The sequence below is a fragment of the Paraburkholderia sp. FT54 genome, from assembly GCF_031585635.1.
Taxonomy (GTDB): Bacteria; Pseudomonadota; Gammaproteobacteria; order Burkholderiales; family Burkholderiaceae; genus Paraburkholderia.
Genome location: NZ_CP134195.1, coordinates 2,104,374 through 2,119,572, shown reverse-complemented (window position 1 = coordinate 2,119,572; position 15,199 = coordinate 2,104,374). Strand labels below are relative to the sequence as shown.

Annotated in this window: 13 protein-coding genes and 2 pseudogenes; 8 read left to right on the top strand and 7 right to left on the bottom strand. The window is 63.3% G+C overall.

The genetic code is table 11. The features are described from left to right. Positions 1–83: 83 nt before the first annotated feature. Positions 84–1,445 carry an MFS transporter gene (locus RI103_RS09945; RefSeq protein ID WP_310811890.1) on the bottom strand — a complete coding sequence of 454 codons (1,362 nt, stop codon included), beginning with the start codon at positions 1,443–1,445 and terminating at the stop codon, positions 84–86. 109 nt (positions 1,446–1,554) lie between these two features. After that, positions 1,555–3,417 carry a glycoside hydrolase family 15 protein gene (locus RI103_RS09940; protein WP_310811889.1) on the bottom strand — a complete coding sequence of 621 codons (1,863 nt, stop codon included), beginning with the start codon at positions 3,415–3,417 and terminating at the stop codon, positions 1,555–1,557. 194 nt (positions 3,418–3,611) lie between these two features. On the opposite strand from RI103_RS09940, the gene RI103_RS09935 reads away from it, so the two are divergent. Continuing rightward, the gene (locus RI103_RS09935; RefSeq protein ID WP_310811888.1) at positions 3,612–3,983 is read left to right on the top strand and encodes a hypothetical protein; all 372 of its coding nucleotides are present in this window, start codon (positions 3,612–3,614) and stop codon (positions 3,981–3,983) included. A 137-nt stretch (positions 3,984–4,120) separates the two neighbouring features. On the opposite strand, the gene RI103_RS09930 is transcribed toward RI103_RS09935, so the two are convergent. Both RI103_RS09930 and RI103_RS09925 read right to left on the bottom strand, forming a co-directional pair. Beyond that, positions 4,121–4,552: a cupin domain-containing protein gene (locus RI103_RS09930; protein ID WP_310811887.1), complete on the bottom strand. Its 432-nt coding sequence runs from the start codon at positions 4,550–4,552 to the stop codon at positions 4,121–4,123. Further along, complete coding sequence (locus RI103_RS09925) at positions 4,549–5,232, bottom strand: NAD(P)H-dependent oxidoreductase (protein ID WP_310811886.1); 684 nt, start codon at positions 5,230–5,232, stop codon at positions 4,549–4,551. The genes RI103_RS09930 and RI103_RS09925 overlap by 4 nt, the downstream gene beginning before the upstream one ends. A gap of 236 nt (positions 5,233–5,468) precedes the next feature. On the opposite strand from RI103_RS09925, the gene RI103_RS09920 reads away from it, so the two are divergent. The 5 genes from RI103_RS09920 (at position 5,469) to RI103_RS09900 (ending at position 10,767) form a co-directional block, all read left to right on the top strand. Further along, positions 5,469–5,906 carry a MarR family transcriptional regulator gene (locus RI103_RS09920; RefSeq protein ID WP_310811885.1) on the top strand — a complete coding sequence of 146 codons (438 nt, stop codon included), beginning with the start codon at positions 5,469–5,471 and terminating at the stop codon, positions 5,904–5,906. 70 nt (positions 5,907–5,976) lie between these two features. Continuing rightward, complete coding sequence (locus RI103_RS09915; protein WP_310811884.1) at positions 5,977–7,491, top strand: efflux transporter outer membrane subunit; 1,515 nt, start codon at positions 5,977–5,979, stop codon at positions 7,489–7,491. Between the two features lie 42 nt (positions 7,492–7,533). Further along, the gene (locus tag RI103_RS09910) at positions 7,534–8,775 is read left to right on the top strand and encodes an HlyD family efflux transporter periplasmic adaptor subunit (protein WP_310811883.1); all 1,242 of its coding nucleotides are present in this window, start codon (positions 7,534–7,536) and stop codon (positions 8,773–8,775) included. Positions 8,776–8,856: 81 nt separating this feature from the next. Then, positions 8,857–10,419: a DHA2 family efflux MFS transporter permease subunit gene (locus tag RI103_RS09905; RefSeq protein WP_310811882.1), complete on the top strand. Its 1,563-nt coding sequence runs from the start codon at positions 8,857–8,859 to the stop codon at positions 10,417–10,419. A 156-nt stretch (positions 10,420–10,575) separates the two neighbouring features. Further along, a complete protein-coding gene (locus tag RI103_RS09900) occupies positions 10,576–10,767 on the top strand; it encodes a DUF2964 family protein (RefSeq protein WP_310811881.1) in 192 nt (63 codons plus the stop codon). A gap of 134 nt (positions 10,768–10,901) precedes the next feature. Here RI103_RS09900 and RI103_RS09895 read toward each other — a convergent pair whose 3' ends face one another. Then, a complete protein-coding gene (locus RI103_RS09895) occupies positions 10,902–11,594 on the bottom strand; it encodes an HD domain-containing protein (protein WP_310811880.1) in 693 nt (230 codons plus the stop codon). Between the two features lie 273 nt (positions 11,595–11,867). On the opposite strand from RI103_RS09895, the gene RI103_RS09890 reads away from it, so the two are divergent. Next, the gene (locus RI103_RS09890) at positions 11,868–13,190 is read left to right on the top strand and encodes an LLM class flavin-dependent oxidoreductase (protein ID WP_310815149.1); all 1,323 of its coding nucleotides are present in this window, start codon (positions 11,868–11,870) and stop codon (positions 13,188–13,190) included. A 163-nt stretch (positions 13,191–13,353) separates the two neighbouring features. Then, positions 13,354–13,437, top strand: a pseudogene (locus RI103_RS09885) (NAD(P)-dependent oxidoreductase); the annotation flags it as partial. Between the two features lie 2 nt (positions 13,438–13,439). Here the strand turns inward: RI103_RS09885 and RI103_RS09880 are convergent. After that, positions 13,440–13,829 (bottom strand): annotated as a pseudogene (locus RI103_RS09880) (thiamine pyrophosphate-binding protein); the annotation flags it as partial. A 266-nt stretch (positions 13,830–14,095) separates the two neighbouring features. Further along, on the bottom strand, positions 14,096–15,154 hold the full coding sequence (locus RI103_RS09875; protein WP_310815148.1) for a DNA-binding protein: 1,059 nt from the start codon (positions 15,152–15,154) through the stop codon (positions 14,096–14,098). Positions 15,155–15,199 lie beyond the last annotated feature (45 nt).

The following is a 15,199-nucleotide window of genomic DNA, read 5'->3' as shown; positions in this document are numbered from 1 at the left end:
TAGGCCCGGCTGCGCTCGCGTCGCGCTTCTTATGGCCGGCGGCGACCCGACGCGATGCGCTTGGACCGCGGCAACGAACGCCGCTACGAGCCCGCCGCCTTGGTCGCCCCCGCCACCTCCGCATCCGGATCCGAAAAATGTGCCGCCGATGCCTCAAGCGAAGCATCGTGATGCAGCAACAGCACGGCCGCGACCCCGACGAGTCCCGCGCCCGACAGGCATAGCAGCCCCGCGCCGAAGCCACCGGTGCTGTCCTTGATCCAGCCCATCGCATAGGGGCCGAAGAAGCCCGCCAGATTGCCCAGCGAATTGACCGCGGCAATGCCGCCCGCCGCCGCCGCGCCCGACAGGAACGCGGCCGGCAAGGTCCAGATCACCGGCAGGCAGCCGAAGATGCCGAACCCGGCGATCGACAGCGCGATCATCTTCTGCACCGGATTGTCGAGCCCCGCCGCCGCCGCGATGCCGCCGGCCGCCACCAGCAGTGCGATCGCCACGTGCCATTTGCGTTCGAGCTTGCGGTCCGAATGCCGTCCCCAGAACACCATGCTGATCACGCCGACGATATACGGCAGCGACGTCACGAAGCCCGTCTGCAAGTTGCTGAGCCCGAAGGATTTGACGATCTGCGGCAGGAAGAAACTCAACCCGTAGTTGGTTGCGTTCGCACCGAAATAGATCAATGCGACGGCGAGCACGCGCGGATTGAAGAGCGCCTCTTTCACGCTGAACGTATGCACCGCTTCGCGATGAGCGCGCTCCTGCTTCTGGCGCGCGACCAGCCAGTCGCGCTCGTCGGCGGCGAGCCAGGTGGCGTCGGCGGGCTTGTCGGTGAGGTAGTAGAGCACGGCGAACGTGAGCAGCAGCGCGGGCGCCGCCTCGATCAGATAGACCCATTGCCAGCCGGCCAGTCCGGCAAAGCCGTCCATCGACAGCAACGCGCCGGAAATCGGGCCGCCGATCACGGTGGACAGCGGAATCGCCGCCATGAAATAGCCGACCACGCGACCGCGATACGCGGCGGGGAACCACAGCGTGAGCAGGAAGATGATGCCGGGAAAGAAGCCCGCCTCGGCCACACCGAGCAAGATGCGCAGCCCGTAAAACACGTGCGCGGCGGAGAGTCCGGTGAAGCGTGCAATATCTGGGATATACGCCATCGCGCCCGCAAGAATGCCCCACGTGAACATGATTCGCGCGATCCAGCGGCGCGCGCCGAACTTCTCCAGCAGCAGATTGGATGGGACTTCGAAGAAAAAATAGGCGATGAAAAAAACCCCAGCGCCGAACCCGAAAGCACTCGCGGACAAGCCGAGCGCCTTGTTCATTTGCAGCGCGGCAAAGCCGACGTTGACGCGGTCGAGATAGGCAATGAAATAACACAGGATCAGGAACGGCACGAGCCGAACCGTTACGCGTTTCATGGTACGTGCTTCGAGCTCCATCGATGTCTCCTCCGGTTCAGCGTCCGGGTTGGTTTAAATGATGTCGTTACAGACTAGACGGTGAAATCCGATTCCGGAAGATTTTTGCGCTGTAAGCGATGCCGCCTGCTCAAGTCCACGGAACGTGAACCTTGTCCAGGTTGCGATCGAGCTGGTATGCCGCGCTGATCAGCGCGAGATGCGTCAAAGCCTGCGGAAAATTGCCGAGCGCCTCGCCGCTGGTGGCCACTTCCTCGGAGAAGAGGCCGACGTGATTCGCGTACGCGAGCATCTTCTCGAACACGAGGCGGCCTTCGTCGACGCGTCCGGCCCGCGCCAGCGCTTCCGCATACCAGAATGAACAGACGCTGAAGCCGCCTTCGATGCCGGGCAGGCCGTCGAGCGTCGCGCCTCGCGTGTAGCGGAAGATCAGCGGGTCGACTTTCAGTTCGCTGCCGATCGCGTCGAGCGTGCCGAGCCAACGCGGATCGGTCGGGCCGATGAAGCGCACGAGCGGCATCATCAGTGCCGACGCATCGAGCCGCTGCGAATCCGGCGTCTGCACGAACGCATTCCGTTCCTCGTTCCAGAAGTTCTCGTGGATGTCGGCGTGAATCGCGTCGCGCGTGTCGAACCAGCGCTTGAGCGGCGCGGGCAGCGAACGCTTTTCCGCGAGACGCAGTGCGCGGTCCACCGTGACCCAGCACATCAGCCGCGAATGGAGCAAGGGGCGCAGGCCGTTGCGAAATTCCCAGATGCCGTGGTCGGGCTCGCGCCAGTGCCCGATCACATAGTCGACGGTGCGCGTGACGTCGCGCCAGCCGTCGTGTGAGATCGCGGCGCCGTACTTGTTGTACAGATAGATCGCGTCGAGCAGCGCGCCGTACACGTCGAGCTGGGTCTGATTGCGCGCGGCGTTGCCGATGAGCGGCACGCCCGCGCTTTCTCCATTCGCGAGCGCCGCGATTTCGCTTTCTTCAGGCGGCTCCTTGCCGTCGACGGTGTACATGACGCTCAGCGAGCCGTCCGAATCGCAATGGCGGCTGCGCCCGGCGATCCATGTCATGAAATGCCGCGCTTCGCCGGTATAGCCGAGCCGCAGCAGCGCGTACACGGAGAACGCGGCGTCGCGGATCCACGTGAAGCGGTAGTCCCAGCGGCGCGAACCGTCGAGCGCTTCGGCGAGGCCGAAGGTCGGCGCGGCCACGATCGCGCCATGCTCGCTGGAACTGAGCAGTTTCAAGGTCAGCGCCGAGCGCATCACGACTTCGCGGTAGCGGCCGCGATAAGTGGATTGCGCCGACCAGCTTCGCCAGTAGCGGATCGTGTCGGTCAGCGCCGTTTCGCAATCGAACGACTTTTCACGCAGGCCTTCGGCATCGCCGAAAGCGAAGCCCGCCGACTCGCCATCGCGCAATTCGAATTCGGCGCGCGCGGCGCCGTCGTCGAGCGCGAGCGGCAGGGTGCTGTTCAGGCGCAATTGCATGCTGCCTTCGAGGCCGGCGTTTGCGGCGGCGTGGAACTCCACCGCGCCGTCCTTATCGATGTGAGCCGTGTGCGATCCTCGCGCATAGTAGAAGCGCGGCTCGCAATGCATCCTGAACGCCATGCGCCAGTGCACGACCCGCACGACGCGGATCACGCAGTTGGGCGGCGGCGCGTCGGCGGCGCTGCCGTCTTCGGGCACCGGCATGAAGTCCATCAGTTCGCACACGCCTTCCGGCGTCATGAAACGGGTCAGCAGGACATTGGTGTCGGGCAGGTACATCTGCTTGACATTGGCGGTTTCGAACTTGGGTTCGATCGAGAAAGCGCCGCCGCGCGACGGCTCGAGCAGGCCGGCGAAAATGGCCGGCGAGTCGATGCGCGGAAAACACATGAAGTCGATCGAGCCGCGCAGCGAGACGAGCGCGGTGGTTCTCATATTGCCGATCATGCCGCGCGCGTCGGTCGGCAATGCCGGTCGTGGAGGGATAGGTCGGTGATCGGGCATGTCTGCACACTCCGTGAAGCGAGCCGCGATGCGCTCACACGGAACCGGTTAGCAACGACTGTGCCGCGCCGTTCGCGCGGGCGGCATTGTTTAGCCGCGAGCAACAGTGTTTTCGGATGGTGAGGCTGATCTCCTGCGCATGATTACGGATAATTTCAAGAATTGGTCAATCCGTAAAAATGTGCAGGTGATATATGTTCAATACTGTCTCAGGCCGCATGGCCGAACGGAATGAGGCATTCGGCGCGCTCGCGGCGCGAGACGCGTTGTCGGCATCGGCGCGCGCCCTCGTTGCGGCCGTGGCGGCGTGCGCGAGCCTCGTGGGCTGCGCCAGTTCCAGCGACGTGGTCGCCACCAGCAAACCGAATACTTATACGGTCGCCGCAAGCGCGACAGGCGGACGCCTCGCCTGGGCCCGCGCGCATGAACAGGCCATGAACGAGGCGCGCGATTACTGCGAGCGTCGCGGCATGCAGATCAGCGTGACGACGGAAACCGTCAGCGGCGTGCAGGGGATGACGGAGCATGGGTCGTCCATGAGTTTTGAATGTCATCCGAAGTTCTAGGCGCGAAGTTCCGGACGCGAAGTTCGGGACGCGCAGCGAGCGCCGTTTCGGGCTCCGCTCGCGGCGGCGACTGGCATAGTCGCCGGCCGCCATCGCGGTGCAATGACGGTGCGACCAGCCCGGCGCCGTCAATACACTTACTTCTTGTCGAACGTAACAAGGTTCTTGTCTTTCGAGTCGGCCACGAAGATCGCCAGCAGCTTCGCAGGTTCCGTATCGCTCGCGTTTTCGCTGACCGTGTGATGCACGCCCGGCTTCTCGGTCCAGTACTCGCCGGCATGATAGACGCGCTCTTCGCCGGCGTTCACGCGACTGCGGATCGCCCCCGACAGCACATAGCCGACCACGAACGCCTGACCGTGCCGATGCGAGGGCGACTTGCCGCCGGGCGGATACTCGACCACGAGCGCCGTCATCGTCTTGCCCGGCACGTTGGCGATCGCCTCGGCAAAAGCAGGCGTAATCGTCTCGTGCGGCGCGGTTGCGTCGGCGGCGAAGGTGGACTGGGAAACGCCGAAAATGGCGAAACCGGCGAGCGTGGCCGTCGCGATCAGTGGGCGGATTTTCATGCTGTGACTCCTGACAAGGCATCATGGTTTGCACGGCTCGAATCTGACGACGACGCCGCCCAATTCGACGCCACGGCGTCCAGTTCGGCGCGTGCGCGCTGAAGCGCTTCGATACGCGCTTCAGGATTGGCAAACTGCAGCGGCTGGGCGTCGACAAAGGTCGGATCGGCGACGCCGAGGAAGCCGAACGCAGACTTCAGCGACGGCGTGAGCGCATCCATGCCCGCGTAAGGCGAGCCCGGGCGCAAATCCGCGCCGCGGCTCGTGATGAACAGCACCTTCTGACGCGAAAGCTGCCCGACCACGCGGCCATCGTCCGCATTCACGTAGGTTAGGCCCGTGCGCGTGACGCTGTCGATAAACGCCTTGAACGCGGAGGGCATCGACCAGTTGTACATGGGCATGGCGAAGACGAACGCGTCCGCGTCGAGCAGGCGCTGGCAGAGCGCATCCGAGCCGGCCAGCGTCGCCTTCATCGCAGGCGTGCGATCCTGCGCGGCCGTGTAGGTGGCAATCGCGAAGGCCTCGGTGACGTGCGGTGGGGTGTCGATCGTCACATCCAGGTAATCGACTTCGAACTCCGCGCCTTCTTCACGCAGGCGTTCCAGAAAATAGCGGCTCAATGCGCGGGAGTTGGATCGCTCGCGTTTGGCGCTTGCGTCGACGTGCATGATCTTCATGGTTTCCGTCCTTCCGTTAGTGGCATGGGTGGTTTAGCGTGAGAGCAGATTAAACGCTCGACTGGCTTTGTTAAATGACCGGTTTTGGCTAATTCAAGGTAACCACTTTTCTCGCTACCGGGCGCTATGGAAGGGGCGCGATTGTGCACCTGACTGAAACAGTCCTGTGTCGGAATCGATCTTTGACAATATCTGACTATGCAGATAAAGTTCAGCGCATCGAACGGGAGGCATGAATGAATCACTACACGCCGGAAAATTTCAGCCTGACGCTGAGCGTTGGTTTCTCGATCAACAAAGCACGTAACTTGCTGGTCACCGAAATGGACACCGCGCTGAAGGATCTGGACATCACCAGCCAGCAGATGGGCATTCTGCTGTCCATGCGCCGGGGCGCCGCCACCACGCCGTTCGAACTGTCGCGGCTGCTCGGCATCGACACCGGCCTGATGACGCGCATGCTCGACAAGCTGGAAGCCAAGGGTTTGCTGGAACGCTCGCGCAGCATCGAAGACCGCCGCGTCGTCAACCTGAAACTGACGAAAGAGGGCGAAGCGGTCGCCGCGCAGCTTCCCGCGATTGTCCCAGTGGTGCTGAACCGGCGTCTGAAGAAGTTTACGAAAGCCGAATTTGAAGAGTTGCGCCGTCTGCTGAACAAGTTTCTCGCCCCGTAGGCGAGGCCAGGCAAACCATGCTGCGGACGCTGCAGCGATTTTTTCACTCATATATCTGACAGGTCAGAAAATGAAATCACAGTTAAATCCACGGCTCGCCAGGTCGCGGATCGCAAAGGCTGGCGTGACGGTGATCTTCGCGGCGGTGCTGTCGGCTTGCGCGAATTACGCCGGCATCTCGAGCGACAAGCAGATGGCGCAGCCGCAGTCCTACGCGACTCGACAAAGCATTGCGCAGGACAACGGTCATTGGCCGTCCGCCGATTGGGCCGACCAGTTCGGCGACGCGCAACTGAAAGCCTTGCTTGCCGAAGCGCTGACAGGCAATCCGTCGGTCGAGCAGGCCCGCGCCCGCGTCGCGGCGGCCGCCGCGTACAGCGATACGGCGAAGGCGAACACCATGCCGCAAGTCGGCGCGACCTATTCGTTCACGCGTCAACAGTATTCAGCTACGACGCTCGTGCCGCCGCCGTATGGCGGTTCGTGGCAATCGGAGAACAAGGGCTTGTTGTCCGCTTCCTACGATCTCGATCTGTGGGGCAAGAATCGCGAAGCGCTGAAAGCCTCGCTGTCGCAATTGCAGGCGACCCAGGCGGACGAGGAAGTCGTCAAGCTGTCTCTCACGTCGGCCACCGCGCGCGCTTATAACCAGCTTGCGCGGCTCTATGCGTTGCGTGACATCGCGCAGGAGGAAATCGCGCAGCGCGAACAGATCGACCGCATTACCGCCGGCCGCATTGCAACGGGTCTCGACACGCAAGTGGAACGCAAGACGGCCCAGGCGAATCTCGCCACCAGCCGCGCGACGCTCGCTTCGATCGACGGCAGTATCGTGACGACGCGCTATCAACTGGCCGCCTTGCTTGGCGCCGGGCCGGACCGCGGCCTCGCTATCGCACGGCCGACGCTCGGCGTGGGCGACGAAGTGCGGCTGCCCGACAACCTGCCGGCCGATCTGGTGAGCCGCCGCCCGGACCTGGTCGCGGCGAAATGGCGGGTCGACGCGTTCACGCACGACGTCAAAGAGGCCAAGGCCGAGTTCTATCCCGACATCAATCTGAGCGCCGCGATCGGTCTCGATGCGTTCGGGTTCGGCCGCTTCCTGACGGCAGCGAGCCGCACGGCGTCGGTCGGACCGGCGATCCATCTGCCGATTTTCGACGGCGGTCAATTGCGCGCGCAATTGAAAGGACGCTACGCCGATTTCGACTACGCGGTCGCCACGTATAACCAGACGCTCGTCACCGCCTTGTCCGAAGTCGCGACGCAACTCGCGCAAATCCGTTCGACAGACGAGCAGCTCAGCGACGCGCAAGCCGCTCAGGAAGCCGCCCGCAGCGCCGATCAGTTGGCGCTCACGCAATACAAGGCCGGCCTTGCGAATCAGTTGACGGTGCTGAACGCCGACACCACCGCGCTCGTCGCCGACCAGCAGGTCGCGAATCTGAAGATGAACCGGCGCGATCAGCAGATCGCGTTGGCCGCGGCGCTCGGCGGCGGTTATGTCGATAACGCCGATTCCGTCGCTCGCGGCAGTGCGGCCGTTCAATCCACATCCGTCAATCCAGTCGTCGCCGCGCGCTGAGCCGCCATCGCGACACTTTTCTTATCTGTCAGGAGCCATATCATGAGCGACACGATCAACACCGGCCGCGCGACGGCGGACGCGGACCAACCGCTGCAAGCGCAGGCCCCCACGAAGCGCAAGCTGCTGCTCGCCCTGCTGGCGGCCAGCGTCGTGCTGGCCGGCGCCGGCTACGGCGCGTACTACTTCACGGTCGGCCGCTACTACCAGTCCACCGACGACGCGTATGTGAGCGGCAACCTCGTGCAACTGACGCCGCAAGTGAGCGGCACCGTAGTCGCGGTCAACGCCGACGACACGCAGATCGTCAAGCAGGGCGCGCCCATCGTCACCCTGGATAACGCCGACGCGAAAGTCGCCTTGTCGAATGCGGAAGCGACGCTCGGCCAGACCGTGCGGCAGGTGAGCGGTCTGTACGTGAACAACGATTTCTATGCGGCGACCATCGCGCAACGTCAATCGGATCTGGCCCGCGCCAACGACGACCTGAAGCGTCGGCAGGCCGTGGCTGAAACGGGCGCGGTGTCCGGCGAGGACATCGCCCATGCCCGCGACGCCGTCAGCTCCGCGCAGGCCGCGCTCGACGCCGCCCGTCAGCAGGCCGAGGCCAACCACGCGCTGACCGACCGCACATCGATCGAACAGCATCCGAACGTGCAGGCCGCGGCCTCGAAAGTGCGCGACGCGTACCTGAATTACGCGCGCAACACCTTGCCCGCGCCCGTCACCGGCTATGTGGCGCGCCGCTCGGTGCAGGTCGGCCAGCGCGTGGCGCCGGGCAACCCGTTGATGGCGATCGTGCCGCTCGACGGCGTGTGGGTCGACGCGAACTTCAAGGAAGGGCAGCTCAGGCACATGCGCATCGGCCAACCCGTCACACTCACCGCGGACGTGTACGGTTCCGGCGTCAAATATCACGGCCGGGTGGTGGGCTTCTCGGCGGGCACGGGCGCCGCATTCGCCACGCTGCCCGCGCAGAACGCCACCGGCAACTGGATCAAGGTCGTGCAACGTCTGCCGGCGCGGATCCAGCTCGACCAAAGTGAATTGAATGCGCATCCATTGAGGATCGGTCTGTCGATGCAGGTCGACGTCGACACCCACAAGGAAACGGGCGCTCAACTCGGCGCGGCGGTCAACACCTCGTATCACACCGACGTATTCGCGCAGTACGGCGACGAGGCCGACGCTGAAATCGCGCGGATCATCGCCCAAAACATGCCGGCGAAGCGCGAGATGGCCGCGAGTCCCACGCAGAAAAACGCCGTACGCAAAGCAGGCTGAACCTGCGGCTACCGAGTACCGGTTTTTTTGTGCATTTAACTGATAAGTCAGATAGTTTTGCCTTCCTCGACAGGTGATGAAATGAATGGATCGACGAAGCCCGCCACGCTGCCACCGCTGACCGGCGGCAAGCTGGTGCTGGCGACGCTTGCCGTGGCGCTCGCCACGTTTATGAACGTGCTGGATTCATCCATTGCGAACGTGGCGATTCCGACTATCGCCGGCAATCTCGGCGTTTCGGTGGACGAGGGCACGTGGGTGATCACGCTGTTCGCCGCCGCCAACGCGATCGCAATTCCGTTGACCGGCTGGCTCACGCAGCGCGTTGGGCAGATCAAGCTGTTCGTGTGGGCGATTCTGTTGTTCGTGCTGTCCTCGTGGCTGTGCGGAATCGCGCCGAATCTGCCGGTGTTGCTCGCCGCGCGGATTCTGCAGGGGGCGGTGGCGGGTCCGTTGATTCCATTGTCGCAAGCGATTCTGCTCGGCTCGTATCCGAAGGAGAAATCCTCGACCGCGCTCGCCTTGTGGGCGATGACCGCGACCGTCGGCCCGATTGCGGGCCCGGCGCTCGGCGGCTGGATCACCGACAGCTATAGCTGGTCATGGATCTTCTACATCAACATTCCGGTGGGCCTGTTCGCGGCCGGCGTGACGTGGGCGATCTATCGCACCCGTGAAACCCCGACCAAGCGGCTGCCGATCGACAAGGTCGGCCTGATCTCGCTGATCGCGTGGGTCGGCTCGTTGCAGATCATGCTCGACAAGGGCAAGGATCTCGACTGGTTCGGCTCGCCGGTGATCGTCGCCCTGACGGTGTTCGCGGCGATCAGCTTCGCGTTCTTCGTGATCTGGGAGCTGACTGAGAAGAACCCGATCGTCGACTTGAGACTGTTCGGCAAACGCAATTTCCTCGGCGGCACGATCGCGATTTCGGTAGCGTACGCGGTGTTTTTCTCCAACCTCGTGCTGTTGCCGCAGTGGATGCAGGCGTATCTGAACTACCGTTCCGTCGATGCCGGTCTGGCGATGGCGCCGCTTGGCATCTTCGCCGTGCTGCTCGCGCCGGTCATGGCGAAGATCATGCCGAAGTCGGATGCGCGCGTGCTGGCGACGCTGGCGTTCGTCGGTTTCGCCGGCGTGTTCTTCATGCGCTCGAACTACACCACCGGTGTGGACACGTGGACGCTGGTCCTGCCGACGTTGCTGCAAGGTTTCCCGACCGCGCTCTTCTTCGTGCCGCTGACCGCGATCATTCTGTCGGGCCTCACGCCCGACCGGATTCCAGCCGCGGCGGGCCTGTCGAATTTCGTGCGGGTGTTCGCCGGCGCGGTGGGTACGTCGCTGGCTTCGACGGGATGGAACGACCGGACGATCCTGCATCATGCGCAACTGGCCGAGCAGACGAGCGTGAACAATCCGGTTTACACGTGGGCGCTGGATGCGCTGCAAAGTTCGTTGGGAGGCGGTCAGGCGCAGGCCATGGCGTTCTTCGAACGCTCGATGAATGCGCAGGCGGCGATGCTGGGACTGAACGATATTTTCTGGCTGTCGGCGGTGATTTTCGTGCTGATCATCCCGTTGATCTGGGTGACGAAACCGGATCGCGCGAGTTCGGCCGCGGCGGCGGGAGCGGGTGGCCATTGACTGCGGCACAGGTGGCGAGCGGCATGCTTACCGGTATTTACTATTGCCTTTTCGCCACCTACGATAGATTGAGGTTTCCGTCGCACGACGCACGAGTTCGAGATCTTCCATCGTTCCTGTTCGTCATACGGCATTAACATCTTGCGGGAGAGCGCCATGATTCGCGCCGAACGTCGGATCGTATTCGCGGCCATCGCGGTGTTCGTCGCGCTGGCCGGCATGGCGATGGTCATTCATGGCGTGCTATTCGACATACGCAATGCCATGCTCTATGGCGGCGTGTTGCTGGTGCTCGGCGTCGCGGTGCTGGCGCTGATGCTGACGCCGCGACCGTCGGACAGATCGTGAAGCAGGGGTGGCAATGGCCGGGTCAATCAATGCCGCGCCGACAGATGCGGCGCCTCATGGGCCTCGCGTTCCGCACGCCCTGAGTCCTGAATTGGCCGGCACGCAAAGCGCCGACCATTTTGCGCAGGCAGTTATTACGCCGCCGGCCCGTGATTGCATGCCGCGTGATGGACGTGACCCGCGTTGCTGTCGTCCCATGCCGAGCCGAGAATGATCTTGCAGAAATTCAGCCGCTTGTAGCTGGGGTCTTTCATCTCGAGGACATCGGCTTTCACGTTGCCGAATGTGGTTTCGGGCTTGCTGATCGTGCCCTGCGCAAACGCGTCGATGATCTGGTTCTTGAAGTCCTGCTCCCGCGGATGCGCGGCCACCACGCTGACGCGTTGCGCGTCGTCGAAGTCGTGATACCGCATACCCAGCACGTCCATCTCGACGCCCGCCGTCACCAGCGAAACGACTGGCTTCAGATGCTCGGGGACGCCCGGCGTGGTGTGAAGTGCGATCGACAACCAGACCTGTTCGATGTCGTAGTCGTTGACGCCGTAGCTCTTGAGAAAGTCGCGCGCGGCATTGGCGCCGTCCACTTCGAAGCGATCCGTTTTGCTGCTGTAGTCCGGCGTGAGGCCCATGTCATGAAACATCGCGCCGATGTACAACAACTCGGGGTCGTACGCCAGGTTGCGGCGCACGCCTGTCAACGCACCCCACAGGAACACGCGCCGCGAGTGATTGAAAAGCAGATCGTTCTCGGTGTCGCGGACCAGATCGGTTGCTGCCCTCGCGAGGCGGCTGTCTGGAATCTGAATGCCGGCAATGGTCGTACTCATCGAATCTCTCCTGGACGAAAGATGGTGCCTCGTGAGGCGGTGGATTTCATGTCGCTCTGGCAGCGGCCTGTTGCCCAAGTATCCGTCCGAGTCGCTTCCGGGTGAGTAGCATTCGACCGGCAAAGCGTGCCAGTGATACGCTGTTTGCTGCCATTCGCGCCTGGTGGGCGGCGATCGGTGCCGCCCGCGCGCAGCGGCGTGCGAACCGGCCGCAAGCAGTCTTGACGAAGCGCGATTAAACTGGCGCGACCTGTTTGCGATGGAGATCGGCACATGTCACGTCAGCTTCGCCTCGGCGCCTTCATGCGCCCCACGACGATCCATACCGGCGCATGGCGCTATCCCGGCGCCTATCCGGACGCCAACTTCAATTTCGGCCATCTGAAGCGTTTCGCGCAGACACTCGAACGCGGCCGCTTCGACGCATTCTTCATGGCCGACCATCTGGCAGTGCTCAATATGCCGCTCGATGCGCTCAAGCACAGCCACACGGTCACTTCGTTCGAACCGCTGACGCTGTTGCCGGCGCTGGCGGCGGTGACCGAAAGGCTGGGGCTGGTCGCCACGGCGTCCACCACGTTCGACGCGCCTTATCACGTGGCCCGGCGCTTCGCCTCGCTGGACCACATCAGCGGCGGCCGCGCGGGATGGAATCTCGTGACGACGTCGAACCCGGACGCCGCGCTCAATTTCGGGCTCGACGAGCATGTGGAGCACGACGAGCGGTATCGGCGCGCCCGCGAGTTCTTCGATGTGGTCACCGGCCTCTGGGACAGTTGGGCCGACGACGCTTTTATCCGCGATACGGCAACCGGTACATTCTTCGATCCGCAAAAACTGCACGTGCTCAACTATAAGAGCGAGAACTTTTCGGTGCGCGGTCCGTTGAATATCGCACGCCCCGTTCAAGGCTGGCCCGTCATCGTGCAGGCTGGATCGTCGGAAGCAGGGCGCCAGATCGCCGCCGAAACCGCCGAGGTGGTGTTCACCGCCCAAACCCGCCTCGAAGACGGAAAGCACTTCTACAGCGATGTGAAAGGCCGCATGGAAAGACTCGGGCGGCAACGCGATCATATGAAAATCCTGCCGGCCGCCTTCGTGGTGGTTGGCGATACTTTGGATGAAGCGCTGGAAACGCGCGCGCGGCTCGACACGTTTGTTCACTACGAGAGCGGCATCGCTTCGTTGTCGATTGCATTGGGGCACGACGTGTCCGGCCTCGATCCGGACGGCCCGCTGCCCGACATCCCCGAGACCAATGCGAGCCGCACGGCGCGGCAACGGGTGCTCGAATGGGCGCAGCGTGATGGGCTGACGATTCGTCAACTCGCACAGCGCATCGGCGGCTACTCGGGACTGGAGATGGTCGGGACGGCCGCGACGATTGCGGATCAGATGGAGCAGTGGTTGGTGGAAGAGGGCTCGGACGGATTCAATGTAATGTTCTCGCATCTTCCCGCCGGCCTCGACGATTTCGTCGATAAAGTCATTCCCGAGTTGCAGCAGCGAGGGCTGTTCCGGCGCGAGTATGAAGGCGCGACGCTGCGCGAGAATCTCGGTTTGCCGCGGCCTGAAAACCGGTTTTTTCCTGCGTGATCTTCCTTGCCGCGCGTCGTATCGATACCGTATGTGTCTGCGTCCCGGTGGCACGGGCGGACGGCGTGAGCCCGAGTGACAGCGCCGCGTTGCGCTGGCCCACGTCGATCGAGACGATGCCCGCATGCACCGAGTGCGACAGATACGCGCCTCTGCAACGACCGGGGCGTCGATCGTGAATACGTCGTCGATCAACGCGGATCATCCCGATCCCGGCCTGATCGCTTATGCGACGACCAAAGGTGCGAGCTGGTAGTGGCCGCCGAGGGCGGCGCGGGCTTGCTGGCCGGCTATGGCAAGGACCGGCATGTGGTCCATCCTCGCGTCGTAGAGGCCGGTGATCAGATGCGAGGCGCCGGGGCCCGAGGTGGCGATACACACGCCGAGTTCGCCGGTGAATTTGGCGTGAGCCGTGGCCATGAACGCGGCCATTTCCTCGTGGCGCACCTGGATGAATTCGATCGGGGCCGGCTGGTCTTTGTCCTTGTCCTTGTCCCTGCGATGTTTTCTGGAATCGGCCTGGGCGCGGTTGAGGGCGCCGAACACGCCATTGATGCCGTCGCCCGGATAACCGTAAATGCGGCGCACGCCCCACGCGTGCAGTCGTTCGATGATGAAGTCGCCGACGGTTTCGGACATCACTATCTCCCTTGGAAGCGATTGAAGCGGCGACGGTCGGGGCATCTGGGCTGAGCCATATGCCGGTCGTCTGTCGCATGCGTGCTTCGCCTGTCGCAAGTCCCGTTCCGCGGTATTGCAGGCTGTAATCGTCAAGGCGGATGTTCGGTGAGCGGCGCCGCGCGGGACATTCTGACGCCGGGAGCGGCGGCACGTTGCGTTGCATTGCATTGCGTTTGCGTGAGGTGTGCAATCACAGGTGTGCACCGCGCTTTGCGCCGGGTGTTTCAGCCGCCTTCCGTGGATGACCTGCGGATCGCTGTTTCGGTGAACTTCAACTCGCGGCGCACGCCGCGCCGCCTGGCTGACGACGGGCGGCGAAGAGGGAGTGAGGAGGCAGGAGGGCGCCCGCTTTCTACCAGCTGGCGAGACAGCGCTTCAAGCTTTTTACGAAGGAGCTCGCTTGCGGCTATTTGTTGGTCGAGCGCAATTTGCCGTGACGCCAGCTCTCCTTCGACGCTCGCGCAACGTGTCATGGAAGCCGTCAACTGTGTTTTCGCCGCGCTGAGGGCATCGCGCAACTGGTCCCGCTCCGCCTGATGCGTGGCCTGGGCCGCGGCCATCCGATCGATAGCGGCCTGCAGCTCCTGGCGCGTCTGGCGCGCCGCCGCCCGCTCGCTGTCGATCTCCAGCAGCGCCCGCTTTTCGGTCGCCGCCAGGCGCTGCTCGCTCTGATTGTGCATGACACGCAGCTTGCCCAATTCCTCGGCGAATTCCCGTCTGGCGTCCGACAACGCCGTGGAGGCGACTGCGCTTTCATTTCTGGACTGCGCAAGCTGATCCGTCAACATGGTTTTGGCCGTTTCCAGTTCGACCAGCCGGGCGAGCAGCCTGGCGTTTTCAATGCGCAGATCTGCCGCTTCCCGGGACGCCTGCTCGGCGGCGTTGACCGCTGCCTCGTGTTCCGCAACCGTGTCCTGAACATGTTCGCGCGCCGCCTCAAGCTCGTGCTGGGCATCGCGCCTGAAGACTTCCAGTGCGGCGTTTGCCGCGTCGCTGGATAGCCGCCAGAGGGTCGCCGCCAATTCGCCGGCGGCGGTTGCGACTTCGGCCGGCAGATCCGGTTGCCCGACGTCGACCCGCGTCTTGTCCCTGACTTCCGTCCAGAAATCGCGCAAGGCTTTTGCCGGAGCGCTCATGCTGCCTTTGCGAACGAGTTGATACAGCTTGTTCGCCGTCGGCGTTTCTCCGTAACGGAAGAACATCAGCGCGCAGACCTCGCGATACAGCTCTTGCGTGTCCGGGACGCGTTCTCGTAGAGCTGCAATGTCGGTTTCGAGAGGCATGGGAATCCTTGGGCGGCGGATCAAGATGAATGTGTTGATAATACA